The organism is Candidatus Omnitrophota bacterium, from assembly GCA_028715965.1.
In the GTDB taxonomy this organism is placed as follows: Bacteria; Omnitrophota; Gorgyraeia; order Tantalellales; family Tantalellaceae; genus JAQUQS01.
In genome coordinates, this window is sequence record JAQUQS010000019.1 from 1 (window position 1) to 23,295 (window position 23,295).

At 47.7% G+C, this 23,295-nt stretch carries 21 protein-coding genes, 3 tRNA genes and 2 pseudogenes; 15 read left to right on the forward strand and 11 right to left on the reverse strand.

Annotated features, from left to right (window positions below; all coding sequences use genetic code 11):
• From PHH49_07125 to rpmH, 11 genes are all read right to left on the reverse strand, one after another.
• The coding region (locus PHH49_07125) for a hypothetical protein (GenBank protein MDD5488710.1) at positions 1-245 on the reverse strand (245 nt) is incomplete at its 3' end.
• Entirely contained in the window at positions 242-1,846 is a 1,605-nt protein-coding gene (locus PHH49_07130; protein MDD5488711.1) for a diguanylate cyclase, read from the reverse strand. The genes PHH49_07125 and PHH49_07130, both read right to left, overlap by 4 nt.
• Positions 1,847-1,946: 100 nt before the next feature.
• Entirely contained in the window at positions 1,947-3,494 is a 1,548-nt protein-coding gene (locus tag PHH49_07135) for an ATP-binding protein (GenBank protein ID MDD5488712.1), read from the reverse strand.
• On the reverse strand, positions 3,491-4,264 hold the full coding sequence (locus PHH49_07140) for a DNA-binding response regulator (protein MDD5488713.1): 774 nt from the start codon (positions 4,262-4,264) through the stop codon (positions 3,491-3,493). The genes PHH49_07135 and PHH49_07140 overlap by 4 nt, the downstream gene beginning before the upstream one ends.
• Positions 4,265-4,416: 152 nt before the next feature.
• Complete coding sequence (locus PHH49_07145) at positions 4,417-5,247, reverse strand: ParB/RepB/Spo0J family partition protein (GenBank protein MDD5488714.1); 831 nt, start codon at positions 5,245-5,247, stop codon at positions 4,417-4,419.
• Positions 5,228-6,055, reverse strand: a complete 828-nt coding sequence (locus tag PHH49_07150; GenBank protein ID MDD5488715.1) for an AAA family ATPase — start codon at positions 6,053-6,055, stop codon at positions 5,228-5,230. The genes PHH49_07145 and PHH49_07150 overlap by 20 nt, the downstream gene beginning before the upstream one ends.
• A gap of 157 nt (positions 6,056-6,212) precedes the next feature.
• Positions 6,213-6,419: a Jag N-terminal domain-containing protein gene (locus PHH49_07155; GenBank protein MDD5488716.1), complete on the reverse strand. Its 207-nt coding sequence runs from the start codon at positions 6,417-6,419 to the stop codon at positions 6,213-6,215.
• Between the two features lie 5 nt (positions 6,420-6,424).
• A complete protein-coding gene (gene yidC, locus PHH49_07160; protein ID MDD5488717.1) occupies positions 6,425-8,014 on the reverse strand; it encodes a membrane protein insertase YidC in 1,590 nt (529 codons plus the stop codon).
• 9 nt (positions 8,015-8,023) lie between these two features.
• Positions 8,024-8,254, reverse strand: coding sequence for a membrane protein insertion efficiency factor YidD (yidD, locus tag PHH49_07165; protein MDD5488718.1), 231 nt, complete (start codon positions 8,252-8,254; stop codon positions 8,024-8,026).
• On the reverse strand, positions 8,248-8,604 hold the full coding sequence (rnpA, locus tag PHH49_07170) for a ribonuclease P protein component (GenBank protein MDD5488719.1): 357 nt from the start codon (positions 8,602-8,604) through the stop codon (positions 8,248-8,250). Before rnpA ends, yidD begins: the two co-directional genes overlap by 7 nt.
• Positions 8,604-8,741 (reverse strand): 50S ribosomal protein L34, encoded by a 138-nt coding sequence (rpmH, locus tag PHH49_07175; protein MDD5488720.1) that lies wholly within the window; start codon positions 8,739-8,741, stop codon positions 8,604-8,606. Before rpmH ends, rnpA begins: the two co-directional genes overlap by 1 nt.
• A gap of 298 nt (positions 8,742-9,039) precedes the next feature.
• Here rpmH and dnaA point away from each other — a divergent pair, with 298 nt between their 5' ends.
• The 15 genes and pseudogenes from dnaA (at position 9,040) to PHH49_07250 (ending at position 23,272) form a co-directional block, all read left to right on the forward strand.
• Entirely contained in the window at positions 9,040-10,437 is a 1,398-nt protein-coding gene (dnaA, locus tag PHH49_07180; GenBank protein MDD5488721.1) for a chromosomal replication initiator protein DnaA, read from the forward strand.
• Between the two features lie 218 nt (positions 10,438-10,655).
• On the forward strand, positions 10,656-11,759 hold the full coding sequence (dnaN, locus tag PHH49_07185) for a DNA polymerase III subunit beta (protein ID MDD5488722.1): 1,104 nt from the start codon (positions 10,656-10,658) through the stop codon (positions 11,757-11,759).
• Positions 11,760-11,769: 10 nt separating this feature from the next.
• Positions 11,770-12,081, forward strand: coding sequence for a DUF721 domain-containing protein (locus PHH49_07190; protein MDD5488723.1), 312 nt, complete (start codon positions 11,770-11,772; stop codon positions 12,079-12,081).
• Positions 12,082-12,100: 19 nt separating this feature from the next.
• The gene (gene gyrB, locus PHH49_07195; protein ID MDD5488724.1) at positions 12,101-14,587 is read left to right on the forward strand and encodes a DNA topoisomerase (ATP-hydrolyzing) subunit B; all 2,487 of its coding nucleotides are present in this window, start codon (positions 12,101-12,103) and stop codon (positions 14,585-14,587) included.
• A gap of 47 nt (positions 14,588-14,634) precedes the next feature.
• Complete coding sequence (gyrA, locus tag PHH49_07200; GenBank protein ID MDD5488725.1) at positions 14,635-17,109, forward strand: DNA gyrase subunit A; 2,475 nt, start codon at positions 14,635-14,637, stop codon at positions 17,107-17,109.
• 122 nt (positions 17,110-17,231) lie between these two features.
• Positions 17,232-17,308: transfer RNA gene (locus PHH49_07205), tRNA-Glu, on the forward strand.
• A gap of 43 nt (positions 17,309-17,351) precedes the next feature.
• Positions 17,352-17,936 carry a hypothetical protein gene (locus PHH49_07210; GenBank protein MDD5488726.1) on the forward strand — a complete coding sequence of 195 codons (585 nt, stop codon included), beginning with the start codon at positions 17,352-17,354 and terminating at the stop codon, positions 17,934-17,936.
• A gap of 9 nt (positions 17,937-17,945) precedes the next feature.
• A complete protein-coding gene (glmS, locus tag PHH49_07215) occupies positions 17,946-19,841 on the forward strand; it encodes a glutamine--fructose-6-phosphate transaminase (isomerizing) (GenBank protein MDD5488727.1) in 1,896 nt (631 codons plus the stop codon).
• A gap of 48 nt (positions 19,842-19,889) precedes the next feature.
• Positions 19,890-19,967: transfer RNA gene (locus PHH49_07220), tRNA-Val, on the forward strand.
• Between the two features lie 86 nt (positions 19,968-20,053).
• A tRNA-Asp gene (locus tag PHH49_07225) sits at positions 20,054-20,130 on the forward strand.
• 149 nt (positions 20,131-20,279) lie between these two features.
• Positions 20,280-20,516 (forward strand): annotated as a pseudogene (locus PHH49_07230) (GIY-YIG nuclease family protein).
• Between the two features lie 254 nt (positions 20,517-20,770).
• Positions 20,771-21,007 (forward strand): annotated as a pseudogene (locus tag PHH49_07235) (GIY-YIG nuclease family protein).
• 308 nt (positions 21,008-21,315) lie between these two features.
• Positions 21,316-21,687, forward strand: coding sequence for a PilZ domain-containing protein (locus PHH49_07240; GenBank protein ID MDD5488728.1), 372 nt, complete (start codon positions 21,316-21,318; stop codon positions 21,685-21,687).
• A gap of 28 nt (positions 21,688-21,715) precedes the next feature.
• Complete coding sequence (locus PHH49_07245) at positions 21,716-22,270, forward strand: LemA family protein (protein MDD5488729.1); 555 nt, start codon at positions 21,716-21,718, stop codon at positions 22,268-22,270.
• A 27-nt stretch (positions 22,271-22,297) separates the two neighbouring features.
• Positions 22,298-23,272, forward strand: coding sequence for a DUF3137 domain-containing protein (locus PHH49_07250; GenBank protein MDD5488730.1), 975 nt, complete (start codon positions 22,298-22,300; stop codon positions 23,270-23,272).
• Positions 23,273-23,295: the final 23 nt, after the last annotated feature.

The following is a 23,295-nucleotide window of genomic DNA, read 5'->3' on the forward strand; positions in this document are numbered from 1 at the left end:
TCCTTTGCCGGTCCTGCCGGCGCTTCGGGTATGACCCCGCTTTCCTCCTTAATGTCGGGTTCGGTCTTTTTCGTCTTCAGCGCTTTGGTCATGGCGTCCTGGGCCCTCCTTTGCTGGAAGTCCCGCTCCAACGACCCCACATCCTGTCCTGTCGGAATGTTCTGCGCGCACACGATGCAGACCGTGCCAACGCATAAGAGCAACATAACGGTCAAAAAGATTTTCCCGATCATCCCCTTGTTCATCTACCCCTCCTCCTTGTACAGCCTTTCAGTGTCCCCCCTACTACAGAAATAAATTTATCCACAATATCGGGATCGAACTGGGTCCCGGCCCCGTCCTTGATGATGCTTATGGCTTGTTCTTTCGTGTACGCCTCCCGATAGCACCTTCCCGATATAAGAGCTTCGTACGTATCCAGTACCCCCACTATCCTGGCCCCCAGGGGGATATCCTTGCCTTTAAGTCCTGCCGAGTAACCCGTGCCATCGAACTTTTCGTGATGAAAACGCACACTCGGGATGATCGACTTAAAAAGTGGGGCCTCTTTCAGGAGTTCCGCTGCGATCTCCGGGTGTTTTTCCATTTCCTCACGTTCCTTTTTCCCCAGTTTGCCCTTTTTACAAAGAATAGCGCGGGGAAGGATCGTTTCCCCTATGTCCCGTACCGTCATGGCCTTTTTAAGATGATCTATCTGCTGGTCGTTAAAACGGTAACTCTTCCCCATGGCTACGGCCAGGTCCAACACGTTCTTCTCCTGCTCTTTGCCAGGGGTCTTGGCCCTGTCAACCTTCCTGGCTATCTCGGACACCAGTTCATAGACAGTGGCGTCGTTCCTTTTGACCATGCCACGGATCTTGCTTTTATACGTCTCGAGTTTCCTGTTCTCCCCGGTCCTTTTTCCTCCAGCCGCCCTTTCTTTCTCCTTGTGGATGGAATAGGCGTTGCCGCCCTTGGTTTTTGCTACCATAAGTGCCTGGTCCGCCTTTTCCAGGAGATCAGCGCCATATTCCCCGGCTCTTTTGTCCCCGGTCGGCTCGTAACAGGCTATCCCCAGGCTAAGCCCGACTTCCAGCTCGTTCTTGCCGGACTTGAACGTCTTTTCCTTTATCCGCAGGAGCAATTTCCCCGCGAACGATTCCGCGCCCAGTTTCCCGGTGTCCGGCAGGATCACGACGAACTCATCGCCGCCCAGCCTTATAAGAATGTCGCTTTTTCGGGAGCTCTCCTCAAGAAGATCCGCGAATTGTTCCAGGAGCTCATCCCCGGCGGTATGCCCGTATACATCGTTGACCGCCTTGAACATGTCTATGTCCATCATGACCACGGTCATTACGGAACCGCTTCTCGCGCATCTTTTCATTTCGGCGGGTAAGATGTTATTGAGGTACCGCCTGTTGAACAGCCCCGTAAGCTCATCCGTCATGTTCTCTTCTATGAGTTTTTTCAACACGCCGCTCTTGTTCTTTCTTTCTTTTTTGGCGCACACGGCCTCTTCTATCGACGAGACCAGCTCTTCTATGCTGAAAGGTTTGGTGATGTAGGCGAAGGCTCCCCGGTTAAGCGCCGATATGGAGCTTTCCAGCGACGCGGAGCCCGTGAAGATTATGACTTCCGTCCCGATCTCGGGTTTCTTTGCTTCGCGCAGGACGTCCAGCCCGGATCCTTCTTTCAAGACAAGGTCCGTGCATATCACGTCGTATTTTGTGTCCCGGATCTTCAGGAGGGCCTCCCCGGCGGAGGCTACATCCGTTACGTCGTACCCTTCATGCTCAAGGGCGGACTTTAGTTCCTGGCGCAAAAGATCCTGATCATCGATCAAAAGTATTTTCTTTTTTTTCGTCATTTCCTTTTCCCGGATATCGTGAAAGATGTAGATCCCCGCGGGTCAAGCTCCCGGATGCGGGGAAGAACAGTCTGATTGTCCCATATTCAGCTGTTTTTTTCTACGGCCTGGGTCCACTTTTTGTTGACTTTTTTCTACTTTTTGGCATATTGGGATACTTGCTGGCGGGTCTCTCCGCGGGGAGGGTGAAAGTAACTGTTGTTCCCTGTTTCTTCTCGCTTTTTATGCTTATCACCCCGTTATGCATAGCGATAAGCTCGGCACAGATAGCAAGTCCTAGTCCGGTCCCTTGTGGTTTAAGGGAAAAGAAAGGTTGGAAGACTTTCTTGATGTCCTCCCTGTCTATGCCGCACCCATTATCCGACACGCTTATCCTGTAGTGTTTTTTGCCCTTTTTTGAAACGACCGAGGTCCTTATCTCAATGCTCCCCCGTTCGGGTCCTATCGCCTGATAGGCGTTATTAAGTAAATTCGTCAATATCTCCCGGAAATGCCCTATATCCATCTCTATCATGCGGTTATCATCAGACAACGGCACCAGGATAAGCTTTACTTTTGTGTCCGGATGTGTTTTTCCGCATGTCTCCGCGCATTCTTTGATCAGCTGCCGGATATCGGTTTTCTGGTAGTCCGGGACCCTTATACGGGTATAGCTCAAAAGGTTCTTGATAAAGAGCTCACTCTCGTCAATGTGTCTTTCCAGGTTAAATAAGTGTTTATCGAGCTCCCCATCCTTGTTCTTCCTTTTGATATTGTACGTGGCTACTTTTATCACTCCCAGGGGATTGCGCAATTCATGGGCTACTGTAGCCGCAAGCGCTCCGATATCCGATAGCCTTCGTTTCCTGGCAAGTTCTTTCTGGGCGAAGATCAATTCACGGGTGCGAAGCCTTATGATCTTTTCTATCTCTTCTTTGTCCCTTTTCTGCAGGGCTTCTGCTTTCTTTTGTTCCGTAATATCCATCATGGACCCTATCATGCGCACAGGCATGTCCGCTATGTCGCGCATTATAAAGCCCCTATCAAGTATGTGTTTATATGTTCCATTAGAACATTTGAACCGGTATTCCCCGGTCCATATGGCGCCTTTCCCCTTTATGGCCTTATCCAGGCTGTTCTTTATCCTTTCCCTGTCCTTAAGGTGTATCTTCCCTAGCTTCCACGCGTGTTTTTTTCTTATTTCCCCGCGAGAGTACCCGAAAAGGCCGCTCACGGCCTGGTTCCACCAGACCGTCCCCTTTTCCAGGTCCCAGTCCCAAATAGCGTCATTGGTCGCGCAGGCCACTACCTGCAGCCTTTCCTCGCTTTTGCGGGCTGATATTTCGGCTCTTTTCAGCCCTGTTATATCCATGCCGTATATATTGGCGCACTTTTCTCCTTTTATAGGCACTATGGAAAGAGAGAATATACTGTTCTTGTGGAATATCTCCGTTCTTTTTATACGGTTACCGTTTATGACCGTGGAAATACGTTCCGTCCACTCCTTCGGCAAGGCTTTTCCCGTACGCGCCCCCCATTCCCGGAGAAGCGTTCCGCTTGCCTTATTGGCGTACAGTACCTTTCCTTCCCAGGTTACCCGTAATACCGGGTTCGGATTCTCTTCTGGGAACCTGGCCTGGGGGTCTCTTGTTTTTTTCGTGTTTTTCATTTCTTGGTATATCCGCTTTTCCCGGACCGTCTTGTGTTCTTCTTCTTTTTCCCGGAGGACCGCGCCCCCCGGAATTCCGCGGGCGTCCTGCCTGTCTTTTTCCTGAATATCCTTATGAACGATTCAGCGTTCTGGTACCCCAGTCTCTCAGATATCGCTTCTATGCTAAGAGCTGTCTCATGTAAAAGTTTTTTCCCTCTTTCCGTTCTTACGGCTATTTTGAAATCGCTAAAACCGTGCCCCGTTTTTTCCTTGAAAAGCCTGCTTAGATATTTCGGGCACAGGTTTATATGTTTAGCGGCGTCTTCCAGGCTTATCTTGCGATGCGGATTCATCATGATAAGGTTTTTTATCTTTTCCAGCTTGCCTCCAACGCCCTTTTGCGCCACATCCCGGTTCCTTTGTCGCGCTAGAAGCGTCCAGATACTTTCTTTGAGCCGCAACACATCGACCGGCTTTTCAATATAATCGTCAGCCCCTCCCTTAAGCGCTTCGATCGCGATATCTTTTGTGCTATGCCCCGTGAGTATGATTATGCCTATCTCCGGGGTGACCTTCCTTATTTTCGCGAGCGCTTTTGTGCCCCGCACCCCGGGAAGCACGACATCAAGAACAACAACATCAACAAGATTCGACCGCTTCAATAGTTCCAGGGCTTTTTCCGCGCTGTTTACTTCCAGAACATTATATTCCTCAAGTGTTTCCGCCAGCTCCTCGGTAAAAGAGCTGTCATCGTCCACCAGCATTATGTTGTACATTTTTCCATTCATTTTGTCTCCCAGGAAGACCATGTCGCGAAAAAGACCGCCGCACTATATAACAGTTATAATTATATATGCTTTTGCCCGGAAATTAAATCATATTCGAAATAAAAAAGCCCCGGCTGCTGCCGGAGCTTTTCCCGTTGTTCCCTTCCATCCCGTTATATGAGCATCCCGATTATCCGGTTCAAGTCCTCCTGGGAAAAATATTGTATCTCTATCTTCCCTCTTTTCTTCCCCTGGAAAATGGTCACTTTTGTCCCATACTTGTGCTTCAATTGTTCCTCTACGCTGAGCACATTCGGATCCTTCAATCTGGAAGGCCTTTTTTTCGGCTCTTCGGTCCGCCGGATATAATGTTCCGCCTCTCTTACCGACATCCCTTTTTTGACGATCATATCCGCCACATATTCCCTGCGATGCGTACTTTCAATAGATAAGACCGTTTTCGCGTGTCCCTGGCTCAACTTCCCATCCTCAATAAGACCCAGGATCTTGTCGCCAAGCGCTAAAATACGTAAACTGTTTGAAATAGTGGACTTATCCTTCCCCATCATCTGCCCGACCTTTTCCAGAGTGTACGCGAATTTGTTTATAAGTTCTTGGTATGCCCGGGCTTCTTCTACGGGATTCAGTTCTTCTCGTTGTATGTTCTCGATAAGCGATATCTCCAGGCTATTAGCGTCATCTATGTCCGTTCTGATTATCGCGGGTATTTCTTCGACCCCCAGGGCCTGAGCCGCACGCAACCTTCTTTCTCCCGCTACAAGCTCATATCCGCTTTCTTTTTGTCGGACTAATATCGGCTGTATAACCCCCTTTTCCCGAATGGAATTAATCAGCTCTCCTAAGGCATTCTCATTAAAACGCTTACGCGGCTGGAACGGATTAGGGGAAACTTCGCTTATTCGTACTTGCTCAACTTTGCCCCTTGCGCTACTTATATCCTCTGATATCAAGGCACTAAGGCCTTTACCCAATCGTTTCTCCATTACCATCCTCCGAATTTACCATAACTTCTTTTTCTATAATATCTTCTTCTATCGGTATCCCCAGTATCTCTTTCGCGACATTTTCATATTTTTCCGCTCCAGGAGAAGTCGGGGCATATAAAGCTATGGGTTTCCCAAAACCAGGTGCTTCTGTCAGTTTTATAGTTCTGGGTATTATTGTCTTGTAAACTTTTTCGCCGAAATATTTTTTTACTTCATCTATGACTTCTTTTGTGAGATTGGTCCTGAAATCGGCTAGGGTCATCAATACGCCTTCAATATATAGCTTATCATTCAGGTTGTCCTTGATCAGCTTTATGGTTTGCATTAGCTGGCTAAGGCCTTCAAGCGCGTAATATTCGCATTGTATAGGAATTATAATAGAGGTCGCCGCTGTCAGGCCGTTTATTGTTAAAAGACCAAGAGAGGGTGGGCAGTCCATGATCACAAAGTCCATTTGCTGGGGCATATCCTGCAAGGCCTTCTTTAATCTGTATTCACGCCCCATGACGTTGACAAGTTCAACCTCAGCTCCTGTTAGATTGATATTCGATGGTATCACGAATAAATTATCAATATCCGTATTGTGGATGGCTTCTTCCAGGCGGATATGTTCGTGAAGAACATTATATATACTTTTTTCAATGGTTGCTTTGTCTATACCGATCCCGCTTGTAGCATTCGCCTGGGGATCGAGGTCTATAAGTAATGTTTTTTTGCCCAGGAGGGCAAGATAGGTAGCTACATTTAAGGCTGATGTTGTTTTAGCAACTCCGCCTTTTTGATTACAAAATGCTATTTTTTTCACGTTTTTGCTGTTTGGGGTTGGTTAGTCTGTTATAAAAATATAGCATAGCGGGGGAGAGAAGTCAAGTTTTTGTTGTTTCTTGTTAGTTTCCACGTGGAAACTGTGGCAATCTTCGTTTCCACGTGGAAACATGTTGAATAAAAAAAGGGGAAGCGTATCAGGTGTTGACTTTTGTTTTGGGGATCACCGTGACCCGGATCTTCGCGTGCTCGGCGCCTTTCATGCCAAAAAGCCCTTTATGCCCTTCCTTCAGCACCTTCACAGAAACTTCCTGCTCTTTGGCATTCAGGGTTTTCAAGGCTTTTCTTATCGCCTTTTCGACTGTCACGTCCTCAACCTCTATTTGCGTTATGTTTTTTTTCATACTAGTTATCCCTTGCTCAAGCTGCGTCCCATAACACCATGCTCTATGGCCATAAGAATAGAATTCGTTAACCAGTAAAGGACCAGCCCGGAAGGCATGTTATAGAAAAGGAACCCGAATACTACGGGCATCATGAACATCATGGTGCGCTGTTGTTGAAGCTGTTCTTCTGTCATTCCTTCGGCGGAAGAACTTTGTGCTACTTTTTGCTGTACGATCATCACCACGATCATTAAAAGGGGCAATATATTGATAGCCGCCCCTATGACCGGCAGGGAGAAAGGCAGGCTTACCGCGTCCGGCTTAGCAAGGTCTTTTACCCAGAGAAAATGGGCGCCCCTGAGCTCGACCGATCTCATAAGTCCTTGATAAAGCGCTATAAATATAGGCATTTGTAAAAGCAATGGTAGACATCCACCAAAAGGATTGACCTTGGATTCACGGTATAGTTCCATTATCTCTTTGTTGAGACGCTGTGGATCATCTTTATGGGTGTCTTTGAGTTTTTGTATATGCGGCTGGATCTTTTTCATCTGTTGCATAGAAACGAAACTTTTTCTTGTAAGCGGGAACAGAATAAGATTTACCACGATCGTAAGGAAGATTATCGCTACGCCCCAATTCCTTGTCACCTTGTGGAACGCTCTTAATGTGCCCAGAAGGGCCTTGCTCAACCAACCAAAGATACCATAATCAACCAACTGTCCTATATCCTCGCCAAGTAATGCCATCCGTTTTTCTTCCAATGGCCCGGCATAAAAAAGATATTCCTGTCCTATCGTCCCGCCTGCCGGGATTATCATTTCAGCGGTCGTTATGGTGGTCTTTATGTTATCCTGTCCTGCTTTTTCCAAAAGTAATTTCCCGGAAAAGTTTTCCATTTCAGGCTTTAGAACAAAAGCGAAGTACCTGTTCTTTAAGGATACCAGGTTTATAACGCCTTCTTTTTCTATGGCTTTTTTCGGGGGTTTTGTCTTCCAGGGCTCATCATTGACATAACTGTCCGCTTGTAAAAATTGTCGGCCGCTGATCTTGTCCGTACCTATCAACTCGCTCGGGCCTGTCATCGAATAGGAAAAAGTCTTTTCCGCCTGGGAAAGGTTTTTGGCGAGGAAAAGTACTCTTATGTAATTGCTATCGGTACTTAGCATATATTTCTTCGTGATCTCAATGTCCCCACCGAGCGTATAAACATATTCGATGAGGTTCTTGTCGCCAGTCCCTTTATATTTCTTGTTTTCCGCTCCTGGCGCTTGTTCACTTTTTAGCGCGAACAACGCGTCTGCGTTATTTTCCGCGCTGAACAATTGCGACTTGTTCGTTGTCCCGGGATCTTTGAGATATAACTCCTTTATATTACCGCCTTTATCAGAAAACGTAATGCTGAAACATTCGGTTTCTATGATCTTGCTCTCTTCTTTCTCGTTGATATCAGCTTCTTTTTGCGCTATGAATTGCTTTATCTGTTCTACCGGAGAGACCGGCCTGGTGACCGCGGTCGTTACCTCCGTTTTCGCGCCCTTACCCATGAACATCTGAAAGCCCAGAAGAGCCAACAAAGATAATGATATCGCTAATATCAGTCTTTTTTCCATATAAATCCTTTATTTATCGTGCTTTTCTTTTTGTACGGGGTCATATCCCCCCCGGCTATATGGGTTACATCGTAATATGCGCCAGATAGCTTTGCCGGTGCCAGAAAAAATGCCATATTTTTCATAAGCTTGGACAGCATATTCCGAACAAGATGGATAAAACCTACAACTTCTTCCAATATAAGGGCTTATGTATTTTTGGTATCCTTTTATGCTGCTTATGATCGCTCTTTTTAGCATAATATTCCCGTTTTTTTCAAGAGGCGCTTTAATTCCTCTTTTATTTTTTGGGATCTTTTCCTGTTGCTCGCGTATTCTTCTGCCATTGTAACTTTCACAACGACTTTTACGCTCATGCCTTTCTTTTCCCCGGGGTCGCTAAAACAGGCGTATATCACTCTTCTTATGCGATTCCGGTCCACCGCCAGTGGAATGACCTTCTTCGGGATCGTTACCCCTACGGAAAAGCCTTTTTCGGCGGGGGTTTCAAGGAAATATACTGTTACTCCGCTTCCTTTTTCCCTCTTTCCGGCATCAAAAACCTCTATGAACTCCCTTGATCTACGAATATGCGTTATCTTTTTTACCATCACGCGGAAAGGACTTTTTTGCCTCGGCTCCTGCGGCGCCTCAATACATCTTTTCCCTTGCTTGAGCTGGAACGGGCCCTGAACCCGTGTTTTCTCTTCCTTTTGAGATTAGATTTGTTCTTAAGGGTCTTTTTCACTTTCTCTCCTTGTTATTTTCTTTATCACTATGTATTTTTACCCCATTATAAGATTTAAGATTATAACATACCTATCTTCTAAGTCAAGGGAAAGTATCTCCGCTGTTGTCGCCTGTTATTGAAATGGTTTTTATGGCTAAAAAAACCTTGCATTACTTTTTATCAGCGTATATAATTATCTGCAAGTGTTCCTCCGGGTATTTTAATGTGTATTGTCTGTGGATAACTTGTTAATATCCGGTTGATGTTTTGTGTGGATTTACCTGTTCCTGTGAATAACTTATAGTCCTCATCGACAATGGAAAATCTCTGGAAAAAAGCTTTAGAATCACTGCGGTCCGAGATAAATGAACAGGTTTTTTCTGCCTGGTTCCTTCCTATATCTGAGGTCTCCTGTGATGATTCGTCGATAACTCTCGGGGTCCCGAACAAATTCTTCGAGAATTGGATCAGGGAAAAATACATAAGCCTTATCAAGGCGGCCGTCCACCAGGTGTCCGGGAAGATATTGTCCGTGAACTTCAAGATAGTGGAAGCTGCCGTTGTCCCGGAGCCGGCGGCTGGCCCGGAAACAAAGAACCCCACGACACCGGACTCGCATATCAAAGAAGCTTCCGGCGGCTGGCTGAAGACCATGTTCGGACAACAAAAGAACTTTTCCGAAACCAGGCTACAGGAAGTAGGGCTTAATCCTCATTACTCTTTTGATAATTTCGTTGTTGGGGGCAATAACCGGTTCGCGCACGCGGCTTCTCTCGCTATATGCGAGAAACTCTCGAAAGTCTATAATCCTCTTTTCCTTTATGGAGGAGTTGGCCTTGGCAAGACCCATTTAATGCAGGCGATAGGACAAGAAGTACTTAAGCGCCACGCTAAAGCGCATGTGCAATATCTGTCGAGCGAAGAGTTCACTAACCAACTGATCGACGCTATAAGAAAAAAGACCACACAGAAGTTCCGCGCCATGTATCGCACTGTGGACGTGCTTCTCGTGGATGACATACAGTTCATCGCGGGGAAAGAATCAACGCAGGAGGAGTTCTTCCATACGTTCAACGCGCTTCACGACGCGCACAAACAAATAGTTGTGTGTAGCGATCGTTCTCCGCAGGAGATACAGGACCTGGAAGAACGGTTGGTCTCCCGTTTCGCGTGGGGCTTGATAGCGGACATACAGGCGCCCGACTTTGAAACACGGATAGCGATAATAGAAAAAAAGAGCGAGAACGCCGCGATAAAAGTGCCGAAAGAGGTCCTGTATTTTCTCGCGGAACATATAAAAACGAACATACGGGAAATGGAAGGGGCCTTGATAAGGGTCGTGGCTTACGCTAAACTTACCGGGAACGAAATAAGCGTACAACTCGCGAAAGAAGTGCTCAAGGGAATGATATCTTCGAGCGATAAAAAGGTGACCATAGACAATATCCAAAGGTCCGTCTCCGAATATTTCAATATAAAAGAGACCGATATGAAAACAAAAAAAAGGACAAGAGCCATCGCTTACCCAAGACAGATCGCGATGTATCTTTCCAGGAACCTTACGGATTATTCTCTGCCGGATATCGGCGGGTTTTTTGGAGGAAGGGACCATACAACGGTCCTTCACGCGTGTGATAAGATAAACAAAGAACTCGATTCGAACGAAAGAACAAGAAGTGACATCAATAAACTTATAAGCATATTAAAACATTAGTTGTTGATAAGGTGTGGATAAGTTTTATATATGGGTGTTGTTTTAGGGTGCTTTTTATTAACAGGTGTTAATTTTGTTAAGTTGTTCATTTAAAGTGTTTTATATTGTTATCCACTTATCCACAGCACTTACTAACATTACGGCTATTATCTTTTAAAGAACTATAGTACAGAGAAGAAGAGCTATTTAATATACAAGACAGTAAGGGGGACCATAATATGGAAGTAAAGATAATAAAAGAAGCTCTTGTTGAGGGTATCCAGACAGTCCAAAACGCTGTTTCACAAAAAAGCAGTTTACCTATATTAAGCAATGTGCTTCTGGAAGCTGAAGGCAATACCTTAAAGCTTACAGCTACCGACCTCGATATCGGTATCTGCGCGTCCGTACCAGTAGAAACGGAAGTGGCGGGCGCGATCACGGTCCCGGCCAGGAAGTTCTTCGATATAATCAAGGCCCTACCCGATGGAAGCGAGATATCCCTATCCATGAAAAAGAATAATTTCGTTACCATAAAAAGCGGGAGAGCCCAGTTCAAGATCATAGGATTACCAAAGGAAGAGTTCCCCCAGCTGCCAACATTCGAAGACAAGGACTCTATTAATATAGGACAGGGAGAGCTCAGGGATATATTCAACCTTACCGATTTCGCGGTCAGCCGGGACGACACTCGATTCGTTCTGAACGGTGTGCTTTTCGGTATAAAAGGAGAGAAGATAACTATCGCCGCAACGGACGGAAGAAGGCTTGCCGTAGTGAGAAAGAGCCTGGGACACAAAACACTAATAGAAAGAGATGTTATAATACCGGCTAAAACGGTCCAGGAAATAAAGAGGATGCTTTCAGATGAAGGGGATGTGACCATAAAGTTCAGCGAGAACCAGATCCTGTTCGCTTTCCCGAACAGCTTTGTCCTCTCGCGTCTTATTGAAGGGGAATACCCGAACTATAAGAACGTTATCCCTGATAAACTCGATTGTGTGATGAAGGTACAAAGAGAGGAATTCCTGCAAGCCGCGAGAAGAGCCAGTATATTCACGGACCAGGAATCCATGGCGATAAAACTCAATATAAAGAAGAACAAGCTGACCATATCAAAGAACACACCGTATCTTGGAGAGGCAAAAGAAGAGATAAATATAGATTATGAGGGGAACGACGAGATCGAAATAGGGTTCAACCCAAGATATTTAATAGATGTCCTGAAAAGCTTGAGCGATGAAGAGATAGATTTCGAGATACAGGAAGCGAATAAACCGGGCGTGGTAAGGAAAGGGGAAGAATATATTTATGTTGTGCTGCCGATGCAGCTAACAGCATGATATAAGACCCATGGTATACGACAGGACCAGACATGTTTCCGGTATTATCGACGGACTGATAAAAAAGTGGCAGACAGGAAGCTCGAAAAAAGCCAAAGCCATACACGAAGCTTGGGTAAAAGCCGTTGGGGAAAAAAAGGCGGCCGTGGCAAGGCCTGTGGACATGAAAAAAGGAACACTAGTGGTGATAGTAAAGGACTCGCCGTGGCTTTATAGCCTTACTATGGAAAAAAAACAGACACTGGCGGGATTTAATAAGGAATACACCGGAAGGATCAAGGCAAAGGACATACGATTCAGGGTCGGGAAGCTGGATATGTAAAATATACGGAGGAGAACAAATGGTAAGAACAAAAGAAAAAGCAGAAGAAACACAAAAAACGGCATCCGAGAAATACGACGCGACGACCATACAAGTACTGGAAGGGCTTGAAGCTGTCCGCAAAAGACCCGCCATGTATATAGGGGATGTGGGGAAAAGAGGGCTTCACCATCTTGTCTACGAGGTGGTGGACAATTCCATAGACGAAGTGATGGGAGGATACTGCGACCGCATAGATGTGATAATCCACGCGGATGAAAGCATCACGATAAAAGATAACGGGCGCGGCATTCCCGTGGATATACACGAGAAAATGAAAAAACCGGCCCTTGAGGTGGTGCTTACCACGCTGCACGCGGGAGGTAAGTTCGACCACAGGGTGTATAAGGTGTCAGGCGGGCTTCACGGTGTAGGTGTCAGCGTGGTCAACGCTTTGGCGGAGTGGCTCAGCGTTGAGATAAAAAGGGACGGGAACATATATCACCAGGAATATGGATATGGAGTACCGAAATCAAAGCTGAAGGTCATCGGGAAAAGCAAAAAGACCGGGACCGCGGTAACGTTCCGTCCATGTGAGAAAATATTCTCGGAAACGAACATATTCAGCTATGATACCCTGGCGGCCAGGATGAGGGAGCTCGCGTTCCTCAATAGGGGGGTCTTTATAACGCTAAAGGACGAAAGAACGGAAAAAGAAGCCGAGTTCTTTTACAAGGGAGGCATTGTTTCTTTTGTTGAAACGATGAGCAAGAACAAAGCCCCCCTTCATAAGAAAATAATATACTTCGAAAAAGAAAAAGACAACATCGTAATAGAAATAGCGATGCAATATAATGACGGGTATGCCGAAACGATATACAGCTATGTGAACAATATCAACACCATCGAGGGAGGGACGCATCTTACTGGATTCAAGTCCGCGCTCACCCGGACCATAAAACAATACAGCAAGTCCAGGGGCCTCATGAAAGACGAGGATATTTCCGGGGATGATACCCGGGAAGGGATCACGGCGGTCATAAACGTGAAAATACCAAATCCGCAGTTCGAAGGGCAGACAAAGACCAAGCTGGGGAACTCGGAGGTGGAGGGAATTGTCGAATCCACGGTCAATGATATGCTGGGGGCGTTCCTGGAAGAGAACCCGGCGGTAGGATCCGCCATCGCGAAAAAAATACTTACAGCCAGCAGGGCCAGAATGGCCGCGAAAAAAGCGCGGGAACTGACCAGGAGAAAAGGGGCGCTTGAAAGCGGGTCTTTGCCGGGGAAACTGGCGGATTGTTCGGAACGCGACGCGATGCTCACGGAACTCTATGTGGTCGAAGGGGATTCCGCGGGTGGGTCCGCGAAACAGGGACGGGACAGGAGGTTCCAGGCTATCCTGCCGCTCAGGGGAAAGATACTGAACGTGGAAAAAGCGCGAATAAACCAGATGTTGAGCAACAACGAGATAAGGACGATCATTACCGCTATCGGTGCCGGCATCGGGGACGATTTCGACGTTACCAAGATACGATATGGGAAAATAATAATCATGTGCGATGCCGACGTTGACGGGTCCCATATCAGGACGCTTATACTGACTTTCTGTTTCCGCCAGATGAAGGCGCTTATAGAAAAGGAGCATGTGTATATCGCCCAGCCGCCGCTGTATCGGGTGAAAAGAGGGAAAAAGGAACAATATATAAGCACGGAAACGGAAATGAAGGAATTTTTGCTGGAACAAGGCACAGAGGGATTGAAAGTCTCGACGGTCAACGACAAGAAAGACCTTACCCCGGCGAAGATCAAGGACCTGTTGGAGATAATGGTCAAACTGGAGAAACTCACGAGAGCCATTGGGAGACGTGGAGCAAAAATCAGCAAATACCTAAGCCTGCGAGACGAAAAAACCAAAAAACTGCCCATTTACAAGGTAAAAGTGGAGGGAGAGGAAAAATACTTATATACAGATGACGAGCTGGCGGCGATAAAGGCAAAGGTCGGGGACAGAGAAATGACCATAGATGAGGACGGGGCGGAAGAGGACACGGGGGCGAACAAACTTAACGTGCAGGAATTATATGAGGCGAGAGAGATAGAAAAGATCGCCAAAGAACTGGAAAAATTCGACCTGGATATTGCCGACTATGAAAGGGAAAAACCAAAAGAAGGCGAAGTGTACATAGGCAAAAAAGCGGAAGAACAGAAAAAGAAACAGATAAAACCCATTTTCACCATAAACGAGGGGGAGGAGATATTCTCTCTCAAAGGACTTCTGGACCACGTCCTGAAGACCGGTGAAAGCGGCATGACCATACAGAGATACAAAGGTCTTGGAGAAATGAATCCCGAACAGCTGTGGGAGACCACCATGGATCCGGAAAGAAGGACTTTGCAGATGGTGACCCTTGAGGACGCGTCGGAAGCGGACAGGATGTTCGCTGTTCTCATGGGGGATGATGTCGAATCGAGAAGAGAGTTCATAATCGAGCACGCGAAAGACGTTAAGAACCTGGACATATAGTTTTTCCGGGGAACTAAAGACAGAATATATTTGGAGAAGAGGGGGATATGTATACAAGAAACGAGAAGATAATACCGATACAGATAGAAGACGAGATGAAGGATTCCTACATCAATTACGCCATGAGCGTGATCGTGGGAAGGGCCCTCCCGGACGTAAGGGACGGGCTGAAGCCTGTGCATCGCAGGATACTGTACGCCATGAAGGACATGGGCATAGTGTACAACAAGCCATATAAAAAAAGCGCCAGGATAGTCGGTGAAGTGCTTGGTAAATACCATCCGCACGGGGATTCCGCCGTGTACGACGCGCTTGTCCGGATGGTCCAGGACTTCTCTCTCAGGTACCCGCTTGTGGACGGCCAGGGGAACTTCGGGTCGGTTGATGGGGATTGTGCCGCCGCTATGAGGTATACAGAAGCACGTACGCAGCAGATATCCGAATGGATGATAAAGGATCTTGAGAAGGAAACGGTAGGCTGGAGGCCCAACTTCGACGGTTCCCTCAAGGAACCGGAAGTCCTTCCCGCGATACTTCCGAACCTTCTTGTGAACGGGTCGAGCGGGATCGCGGTCGGCATGGCGACGAACATCCCGCCACATAACCTCTCGGAGATAGTTGACGCCATCTGTTTTCTCGTAGATACCCCGGAATGCAAGATCGAGGACTTGATGAAATTCGTGACCGGACCGGATTTTCCGACAGGGGCCATGATATGCGGCCGCGACGGCATAAGGAAAGCGTATAAGACCGGCAGGGGATCCATCAGGCTTCACGCCAAGGCGCATATAGAACAGAAAAAACAAGGCCGAGAGAGTATCGTGGTCACAGAGATCCCGTACCAGGTGAACAAGACCAGGCTCATAACGGCCATGGCGGACCTTGTGAAGAACAAGAAAATAGACGGCATATCCGACATAAGGGATGAATCGGACCGTGACGGCATGAGGATAGTGGTCGACATCCGGCGGGGCGCCAGCGCCGAGGTCGTCATGAACCAGCTTTATAAGCACACACAGATGCAGGAATCTTTCGGCATAATAATGCTGGCCATAGTGGACGGGCAGCCGAGGGTGTTGAACCTCAAGGAGATATTGGAGGAGTTCGTAAGGCACAGGAAAGAGGTCATTATCCGAAGGACAAGGTTCGACCTGGAGAAGGCCGAGAACCGGGCGCATATACTGGAAGGGCTCAAAATAGCCATAAAGAACCTGGATGAGATCATTAAGCTGATAAAAAAATCAAAGGACCCGGAAGAGGCCAAAATAGGGTTAATGCATAAATTCGGGTTATCGGAGAGACAATCGCTTGCCATTCTCGCCATGAGGCTGCAGCAGCTCACCAGCCTTGAGACCGAGAAGATAAACCAGGAATATCTCGAGATACTAAAGCTCATAGAGAATCTCCAGGGGATACTGGCCAGCGAAAAGAAGGTGTTGAAGATAATAAAAGAAGAACTCTCCGAACTAAAAGATAAGTTCGGGGACAAAAGAAGAACGGAAATAACCGCGGCGGCGGAAGACATAGACATAGAAGACTTGATCGCCGAAGAGGACATGGTCATTACCCTCAGCTACGCGGGATACATAAAAAGGTTCCCGGTAAGCGCTTACCGGCGGCAGAACCGCGGGGGAAAAGGCGTTACCGGCGCGGAAACAAGGGAAGAGGATTTCATCGAGCACTTGTTCGTCGCGTCGACACATGACTATCTCCTGGCTTTCACCAGCGAAGGGAAATTACACTGGCTAAAGGTCCACGAAATACCGCAAGCGGGAAAAAGGACCAAAGGACGTCCCATTGTTAACATGCTGGGGCTTTCCCAGAACGAAAAACTAACGGCCGTTGTGCCTGTCCGGGAGTTCAAGGAAGGACAGTTCGTGGTCATGGCGACCGAAAAAGGGAAGATAAAGAAAACGGACCTTACAGCGTTCAGCAATCCGCGTAAAGGCGGGATAATCGCTATCACGCTTGAGGACGCGGACAAATTGATAGGGGCCGAACTCACGACTGGCGAAGATGAGATCTGTATCGCCACGGTCGGAGGTAAAGCCATCAGGTTCATGGAAAAGGATATCCGGTCCATGGGACGTGGAGCGCAGGGAGTGAAGGGGATAAGCCTGGGCAAAAAGGACCGGGTCGTAGGGATGGTAAAGGCGGATCCACGGGGATCTCTACTTACCGTCACGGAGAAGGGGTTCGGCAAAAGAACGGACTTCGAGGAATATCGCCTCCAGTCAAGAGGTGGAAGCGGTGTAATAAACATGAAGATAGTTGAGAAGAACGGCGCGGTAGTAGGGGTTAAATCCGTAAAAGACGAGAACGAGATAATGCTTATCTCGAAGAACGGGATGGTGGTAAGGGTGTCCGTATGCGGGATAAGCAAAATAGGCCGGTCCACGCAAGGCGTTCATGTTATAGGCCTTAACAAGGGGGACAGGTTGACCTCGGTCGCGAGCGTGGTCGCCAAGGAGGAAGAAGAGGGAGTCGTAGAGGACGGCGAGACAGGGCCGGCAGAAGAATGACCCGCTTTTTGGAGCCGGAAGGACGGCTTAAAAAAAGAAGTTGAAAATATAAAAGGGATTATGTAAAATAACTCCTCCCGCAAGAGGGCGAAAACCCTGCGGGAAGAAAAAGAAAGACCGGTGTCCCCATCGTCTAGCCCGGTCAGGACTCCAGATTTTCATTCTGGCAACAGGGGTTCGAATCCCCTTGGGGATACCAAAAAATAAAGAGCGGGTAGCGTATAGCGAGAGGGTTTTGTGCTATGCTCTACCCGCTAAATGTTATATACTGGTCCAGAGGGAAGGAAAAAGGATATAAGATGGATATAGAACAGCTGTGGGAAAAGGCGCAGGAAAAGACAGAAGTCGTCCGGGGGAGGGTCAAGTCCCTGCCGACGTTCCGGACGACGAAGGTGCCCTACATATTCCTGGGGGAATCCAGCGTGAACCCGGGGAACACCGTGGTCAGGAAGGGGAAGGTCATAATAGAAAAACCCCTGATCCTTCTCCCGGAGGACCTGCCGCAGTTCGATGGGTTCAACATTGAAGAGGAGCTGGAAATAGAACAGGGAGCCATGCAGATGTTCTTTATGATGAGGGGGATACGGTTCCCCTCCCTCAAGTACAACAACAGCATAGAAAAGCTCGACCTTGAAGAAAGATCGCTCGCCAAGACAGCCGAGAAATATAAGCGCCAATTAGAGCGCCAGGAGAACGTGAACGTGGCCCTTATTCTGGGGCCGGAAGAATGCTGGCAATTCTCCATACTTATCTATATGGCGGCTCTTGTCGGCAGGTGCGCGCGTAATGATATCATGAACCTCATGGACAAATTCCGGGGACTTTAAGGTGGATATATGTGTGGGATAATAGGGTATACGGGAAAGGGAGAAGCGGCCGAGATCCTGATAAACGGCCTATCCCGTCTAGAATACAGGGGATATGACTCCGCCGGGGTCGCCATACTTAAGGACGGCGAGCTGCTCGTAAGGAAGAAAAAGGGAAAACTGTCCGTCCTCAGGGAAGAGTTGTCCAGAGACCCCCTTTTTGGCGTTACCGGGGTCGGACATACCCGCTGGGCAACGCATGGTGTCCCTAACGACGTCAACGCGCATCCCCACATAGACGATAAAACGCAGATCGCCGTCGTTCATAACGGGATCATCGAGAATTACCAGGAATTGAAAGAAAAACTGATAAAAAAAGGATATGTCTTCAGGTCAGATACGGATAGCGAGGTCATAGCCCATCTCATCGCGGAAAAGTACAAAGGGGACCTGTGCCAGGCGGTCATTGAAGGCATGAATGAGCTGAAAGGATCATTTGCCCTGGCGGTAGTCCATAAAGGGGAACCGGGCAGGGTGATCGGGGCGCGACGGGACAGCCCGCTGATAGTGGGGCTGGGAAACGGGGAGAACTTCGTGGCAAGCGACATCCCGGCCATACTGGAGCGGACAAAAAGGGTCGTGTATCTTGATAATGATGAAGCCGTTGACCTTTTCCGGGACAAAGCTACGTTCTACAATAACAATGGCAGCGTGCTGGACAAAGACGTGACCACCATAGAATGGGATATCTCGCAGGCGGAAAAAGGCGGATACAGGCATTTCATGCTGAAAGAGATATTCGAACAACCTACGGTACTTAACAATATCCTCAAAGAACGGATCAGGGGCAACGAGGTCGAGTTCGCGGAACTGAAAATAGAGAAAAAGACCCTCGCGGAGATAAAGAATATAGCCATCATAGCTTGCGGCACGGCGTATCACGCCGGCCTTACCGGGAAATACATGATCGAAAAAATAGCGCGAGTTCCCGTATGGGTGGATACATCGAGCGAATTCCGTTATCGCAACCCGCTTGTAGATAAAGATACGCTTGTTATAGTCATCTCACAGTCCGGGGAGACCGCCGATACTTTAGCGGCGCTCCGGGAAGCCAGGAACCGCGGGTCAAAGGTGCTGGCCGTGTGCAATGTCCTGGGGTCTTCCATAGCCCGCGAAGCGGACGGGGTGATATATACGCACGCGGGCCCGGAAATAGCGGTCGCCTCCACGAAAGCATATACGGCGCAGATAGCGGCACTGTGCCTATTCACTTATTATCTCGCGGATATAAAATGTACCCTGAAAGAACAGGCGGAGCACTATCTTAAGGAATTGAAAAGACTTCCATCCGCGGCAGAACGCATGTTAAAGGCGTACAAGAGCGAAAAGAACGTGATCGCGTCCTATGCCGAAGAGTTCCACCAGTATTACCTGGCTAGGAACAATAAAAGCTGTTTTCTCTATCTGGGAAGGAACATAAATTACCCAAATGCTCTGGAAGGGGCGCTGAAGCTGAAAGAAATATCTTATATAAGCGCGGAAGGGTATCCCGCGGGCGAGATGAAGCACGGTCCGATCGCCTTGATCGATGAAAATCCATGGGTAGTATGTATAGCTCCGGAATCAGAGACTTACGACAAGATGCTTTCGAACATACAGGAGATAAAAGCCCGGGGCGGGATAGTTATAGCCGTAGTGTCCGAAGGTGACCGCACGCTCAAGTGCGATAGGCCGCGCATGGGCATACATGAGGCTACGCATACATGTAAGGCGAATTGTACTATAGAGATACCCAGGGTGGACGAGCTATTCTCCCCTATACTGGTGGCGATACCGCTGCAGCTTTTAGCGTACCATGTGGCAGATGAGTTCGGATACGATATAGACCAGCCCAGGAACCTGGCGAAGTCCGTTACCGTGGAATAGGCACTTGACCACCGGAAAGCTCTCATATATAATATGCACTCCGGAAACGGGCGCGTAGCTCAGCTGGTTTAGAGCGCTTCCCTTACAAGGAAGATGTCATAGGTTCGAATCCTATCGCGCCCACCATTTAAAGATCTGTGGGTCTGTCCGGGCGGAGAGAGATTGACTGGCCGGACAAGATATGATATAAATATACCGCAAAAAACCATAGTGGGGCGGTAGCTCAGTTGGATAGAGCATCGGACTGTCGATCCGAAGGTCGCGGGTTCGAACCCCGTCCGCCTCGCCATTCTTCTTCGCCGTGATACTTTCGTTCACGGCTTCGAAGGAATAGACGATTCTTCCTGAGCGCGATGCGACAGCACGCGGCTTTGTAGGAAGAGAGAATTAAGCCGCGGGATAAACCCGCGGCTTAATAACAACCATTTCCCCGTACCTATGAGTATCGTTTATATACTTGTAAGCAAGCAACAACCGCAGAGATATTATATAGGCCTTACTGATGACCTGGAAAGAAGACTAAAAGAACATAATAAAGCGAAAGCAGGATATACTAAACGATATGCTCCGTGGAAGGTCGAAACGCACATAATCTTCTCGGATAAAGAACTTGCGGAAACCTTCGAGAAGTATTTGAAATCCGGGTCCGGAAACGCTTTTCTCAAGAAAAGACTTATCAAGCAGGCACGACGATATAAGCCAGCAATGGTAGAAAAAGGTTCTACGAAGCCGTATAATATGTTTTTGATAAAGGCGAAGTAGACCCCGTCCGCCTCGCCATTCTTCTTCGCCGTGATACTTTCGTTCACGGCTTCGAAGGAATAGACGATTCTTCCTGAGCGCGATGCGACAGCACGCGGCTTTGTAGGAAGAGAGAATTAAGCCGCGGGATAAACCCGCGGCTTAATAACAACCATTTCCCCGTACCTATGAGTATCGTTTATATACTTGTAAGCAAGCAACAACCGCAGAGATATTATATAGGCCTTACTGATGACCTGGAAAGAAGACTAAAAGAACATAATAAAGCGAAAGCAGGATATACTAAACGATATGCTCCGTGGAAGGTCGAAACGCACATAATCTTCTCGGATAAAGAACTTGCGGAAACCTTCGAGAAGTATTTGAAATCCGGGTCCGGAAACGCTTTTCTCAAGAAAAGACTTATCAAGCAGGCACGACGATATAAGCCAGCAATGGTAGAAAAAGGTTCTACGAAGCCGTATAATATGTTTTTGATAAAGGCGAAGTAGACCCCGTCCGCCTCGCCATTCTTCTTCGCCGTGATACTTTCGTTCACGGCTTCGAAGGAATAAAAAAAGACCCCCGGGGAAAAGACCCGGGGGTCTTTTTCCTCTAAACAGCACTTTGCATATAAAATTTGGCATTTCCTGCCAGGCAAGGGTATAATAACAATAGAATAAATATATAAGGCGGGCCCCCGGCCGTAACAATTTTGTGAGGGATACGATATATGTATAAAGGACCGGAAAGAAGAAAATATAAAAGGGTGCAGGGCCCTTTTCATGTGGACTTTAAATCCCTTACTCCCGAAGGCCAGGCAAATGCTTTCTGTGGGACAGATATAATCGGGGCCCACGATGTCGGGGCCGGTGGGATCAGGTTCAAAAGCAAGAACCCGGTGAATCCCGGGGCACTCGTATATCTTCAGATATCTTTCCCGCTTTTCACTTCCCCCGTAAACTGTATCGGCAGGGTTTTGAGGGTGGACCAGCTGAGCTATTCCAAATGGTATTTTGTAGCGGCGGTCTTTACGGAAATAACTACAGAAGAACGGGAAAAGCTCGATACCGCAATAGAAACATATTATTCGGAAAAGGGATAATCCCGAAAAAAGAACTCAAGGAGGAAAAATGGCCGCGATCATAGCCCTCGTTATCGTTTTGCTCGTCCCGGTGTTCATGTATAATTCCCTTGTGGCCAGGAAGAACCAGGTCGATAACGTATTCGGGAGCATAGACGCGCTCTTAAAGAAAAGATATGACCTCATCCCGAACCTCGTAGCGACCGTACAGGCGTACATGCAACACGAAAAAGGGACCCTTGAGGAGGTGACCGCGCTGAGAACCCGCGCCCTGGCTTCCGGACTAAGTAACGACGAAAAGATAGACCTGGACAATAAAATGTCAAAAGTTCTCGGTGGCATCATGGTAGCGGTAGAGAACTACCCGCAACTCAAGGCCAGCCAGAACTTCCTGGAGCTCCAGAAGGCGATGAACGAGGTCGAAGAACAGGTATCCGCGGCAAGACGGGCTTATAACGCCGCTGTCACCGATTATAACAACGGAGTGGAAATGTTCCCCACGAATATCCTGGCCGGCATGATGGGGTTCAGGAGAAAACAGGTGTTCTTTATACCCGAAGAGGAAAGGGGCGCCCCGAACGTAAAAGAGATGTTCGGGAAATAGCGTGCCGGAAACAAGTGAACGGACAATATGAAGACTATAGGAGAGGTAGAAGGTTTCTATTATACGACGCTTCTTAATGATCTTGTCGGCCTTGAGAAAGAAAGAATAAAAGTAGCGAGAAAAGCCGCGATAGTCGGACTGATCCTCGCCGTTGCGGTGGTTGTTCTTGAAGCTTTGTGCCTGAAAGAGGTTTTATCCGAAGGTGAACCGGTAGATCCAAGAGCGTTCATAGCCTTTCCGTTAGTGGCAAGTGTATTGTGGGGCGCCTGGTTGAAGCTGGTTTTATCGAAATATGTCTGTCGCTTCAAACATCTTGTAATAGAAAGACTTATACATTTTGTCGAACCCGACCTTTCTTATCATAAGAACCGCCATATAAACAGGGACATATTCTGCCAGAGCGGCTTATTTACCACGGCCCCGGACAGATATGAGGGTGACGACCTGGTGGAAGGAAGGATTGGGCTTACCAAGGTGCGTTTCTCTGAAGTGCATGCCGAAAGCAAGACCAGGAACCGCAGAGGAGGGACGGAATATAATACTATTTTCAAAGGGATGTTCTTCGTTGGCGATTTCAACAAGCATTTCAAGGGGAGAACGTTCGTTCTGCCGGATACCGCGGAGCGAGTGTTGGGCCATATCGGTACGTTTTTGCAGTCCATACCGCGGGGGAGAGGAAAACTTGCCCGGATGGAGGACCCGGAATTCGAAAAAGAGTTCGTTGTCTACTGCGAAGACGACATAGAGGCCAGATATATCCTTTCCACGAGCTTGATGAAAAGAATAGTCGAGTACAGGAAAAAAACAGGCAAAGAGATGCGGATTTCTTTTGTGGACGACAAGATCTTTATCGGCATATCCTATGCCCGTGGGCTGTTTGAACCGAGGCTGTTCCGGACCATATTGGAATTCGCCCCGGTAAAAGAATACTATGAGGACCTCAGGGCCGCTATCGACATAGTGGAAGACCTTAACCTCGATCTGCGTATATGGACAAAATAATAACGTGAATGGCTTTGGCGGAA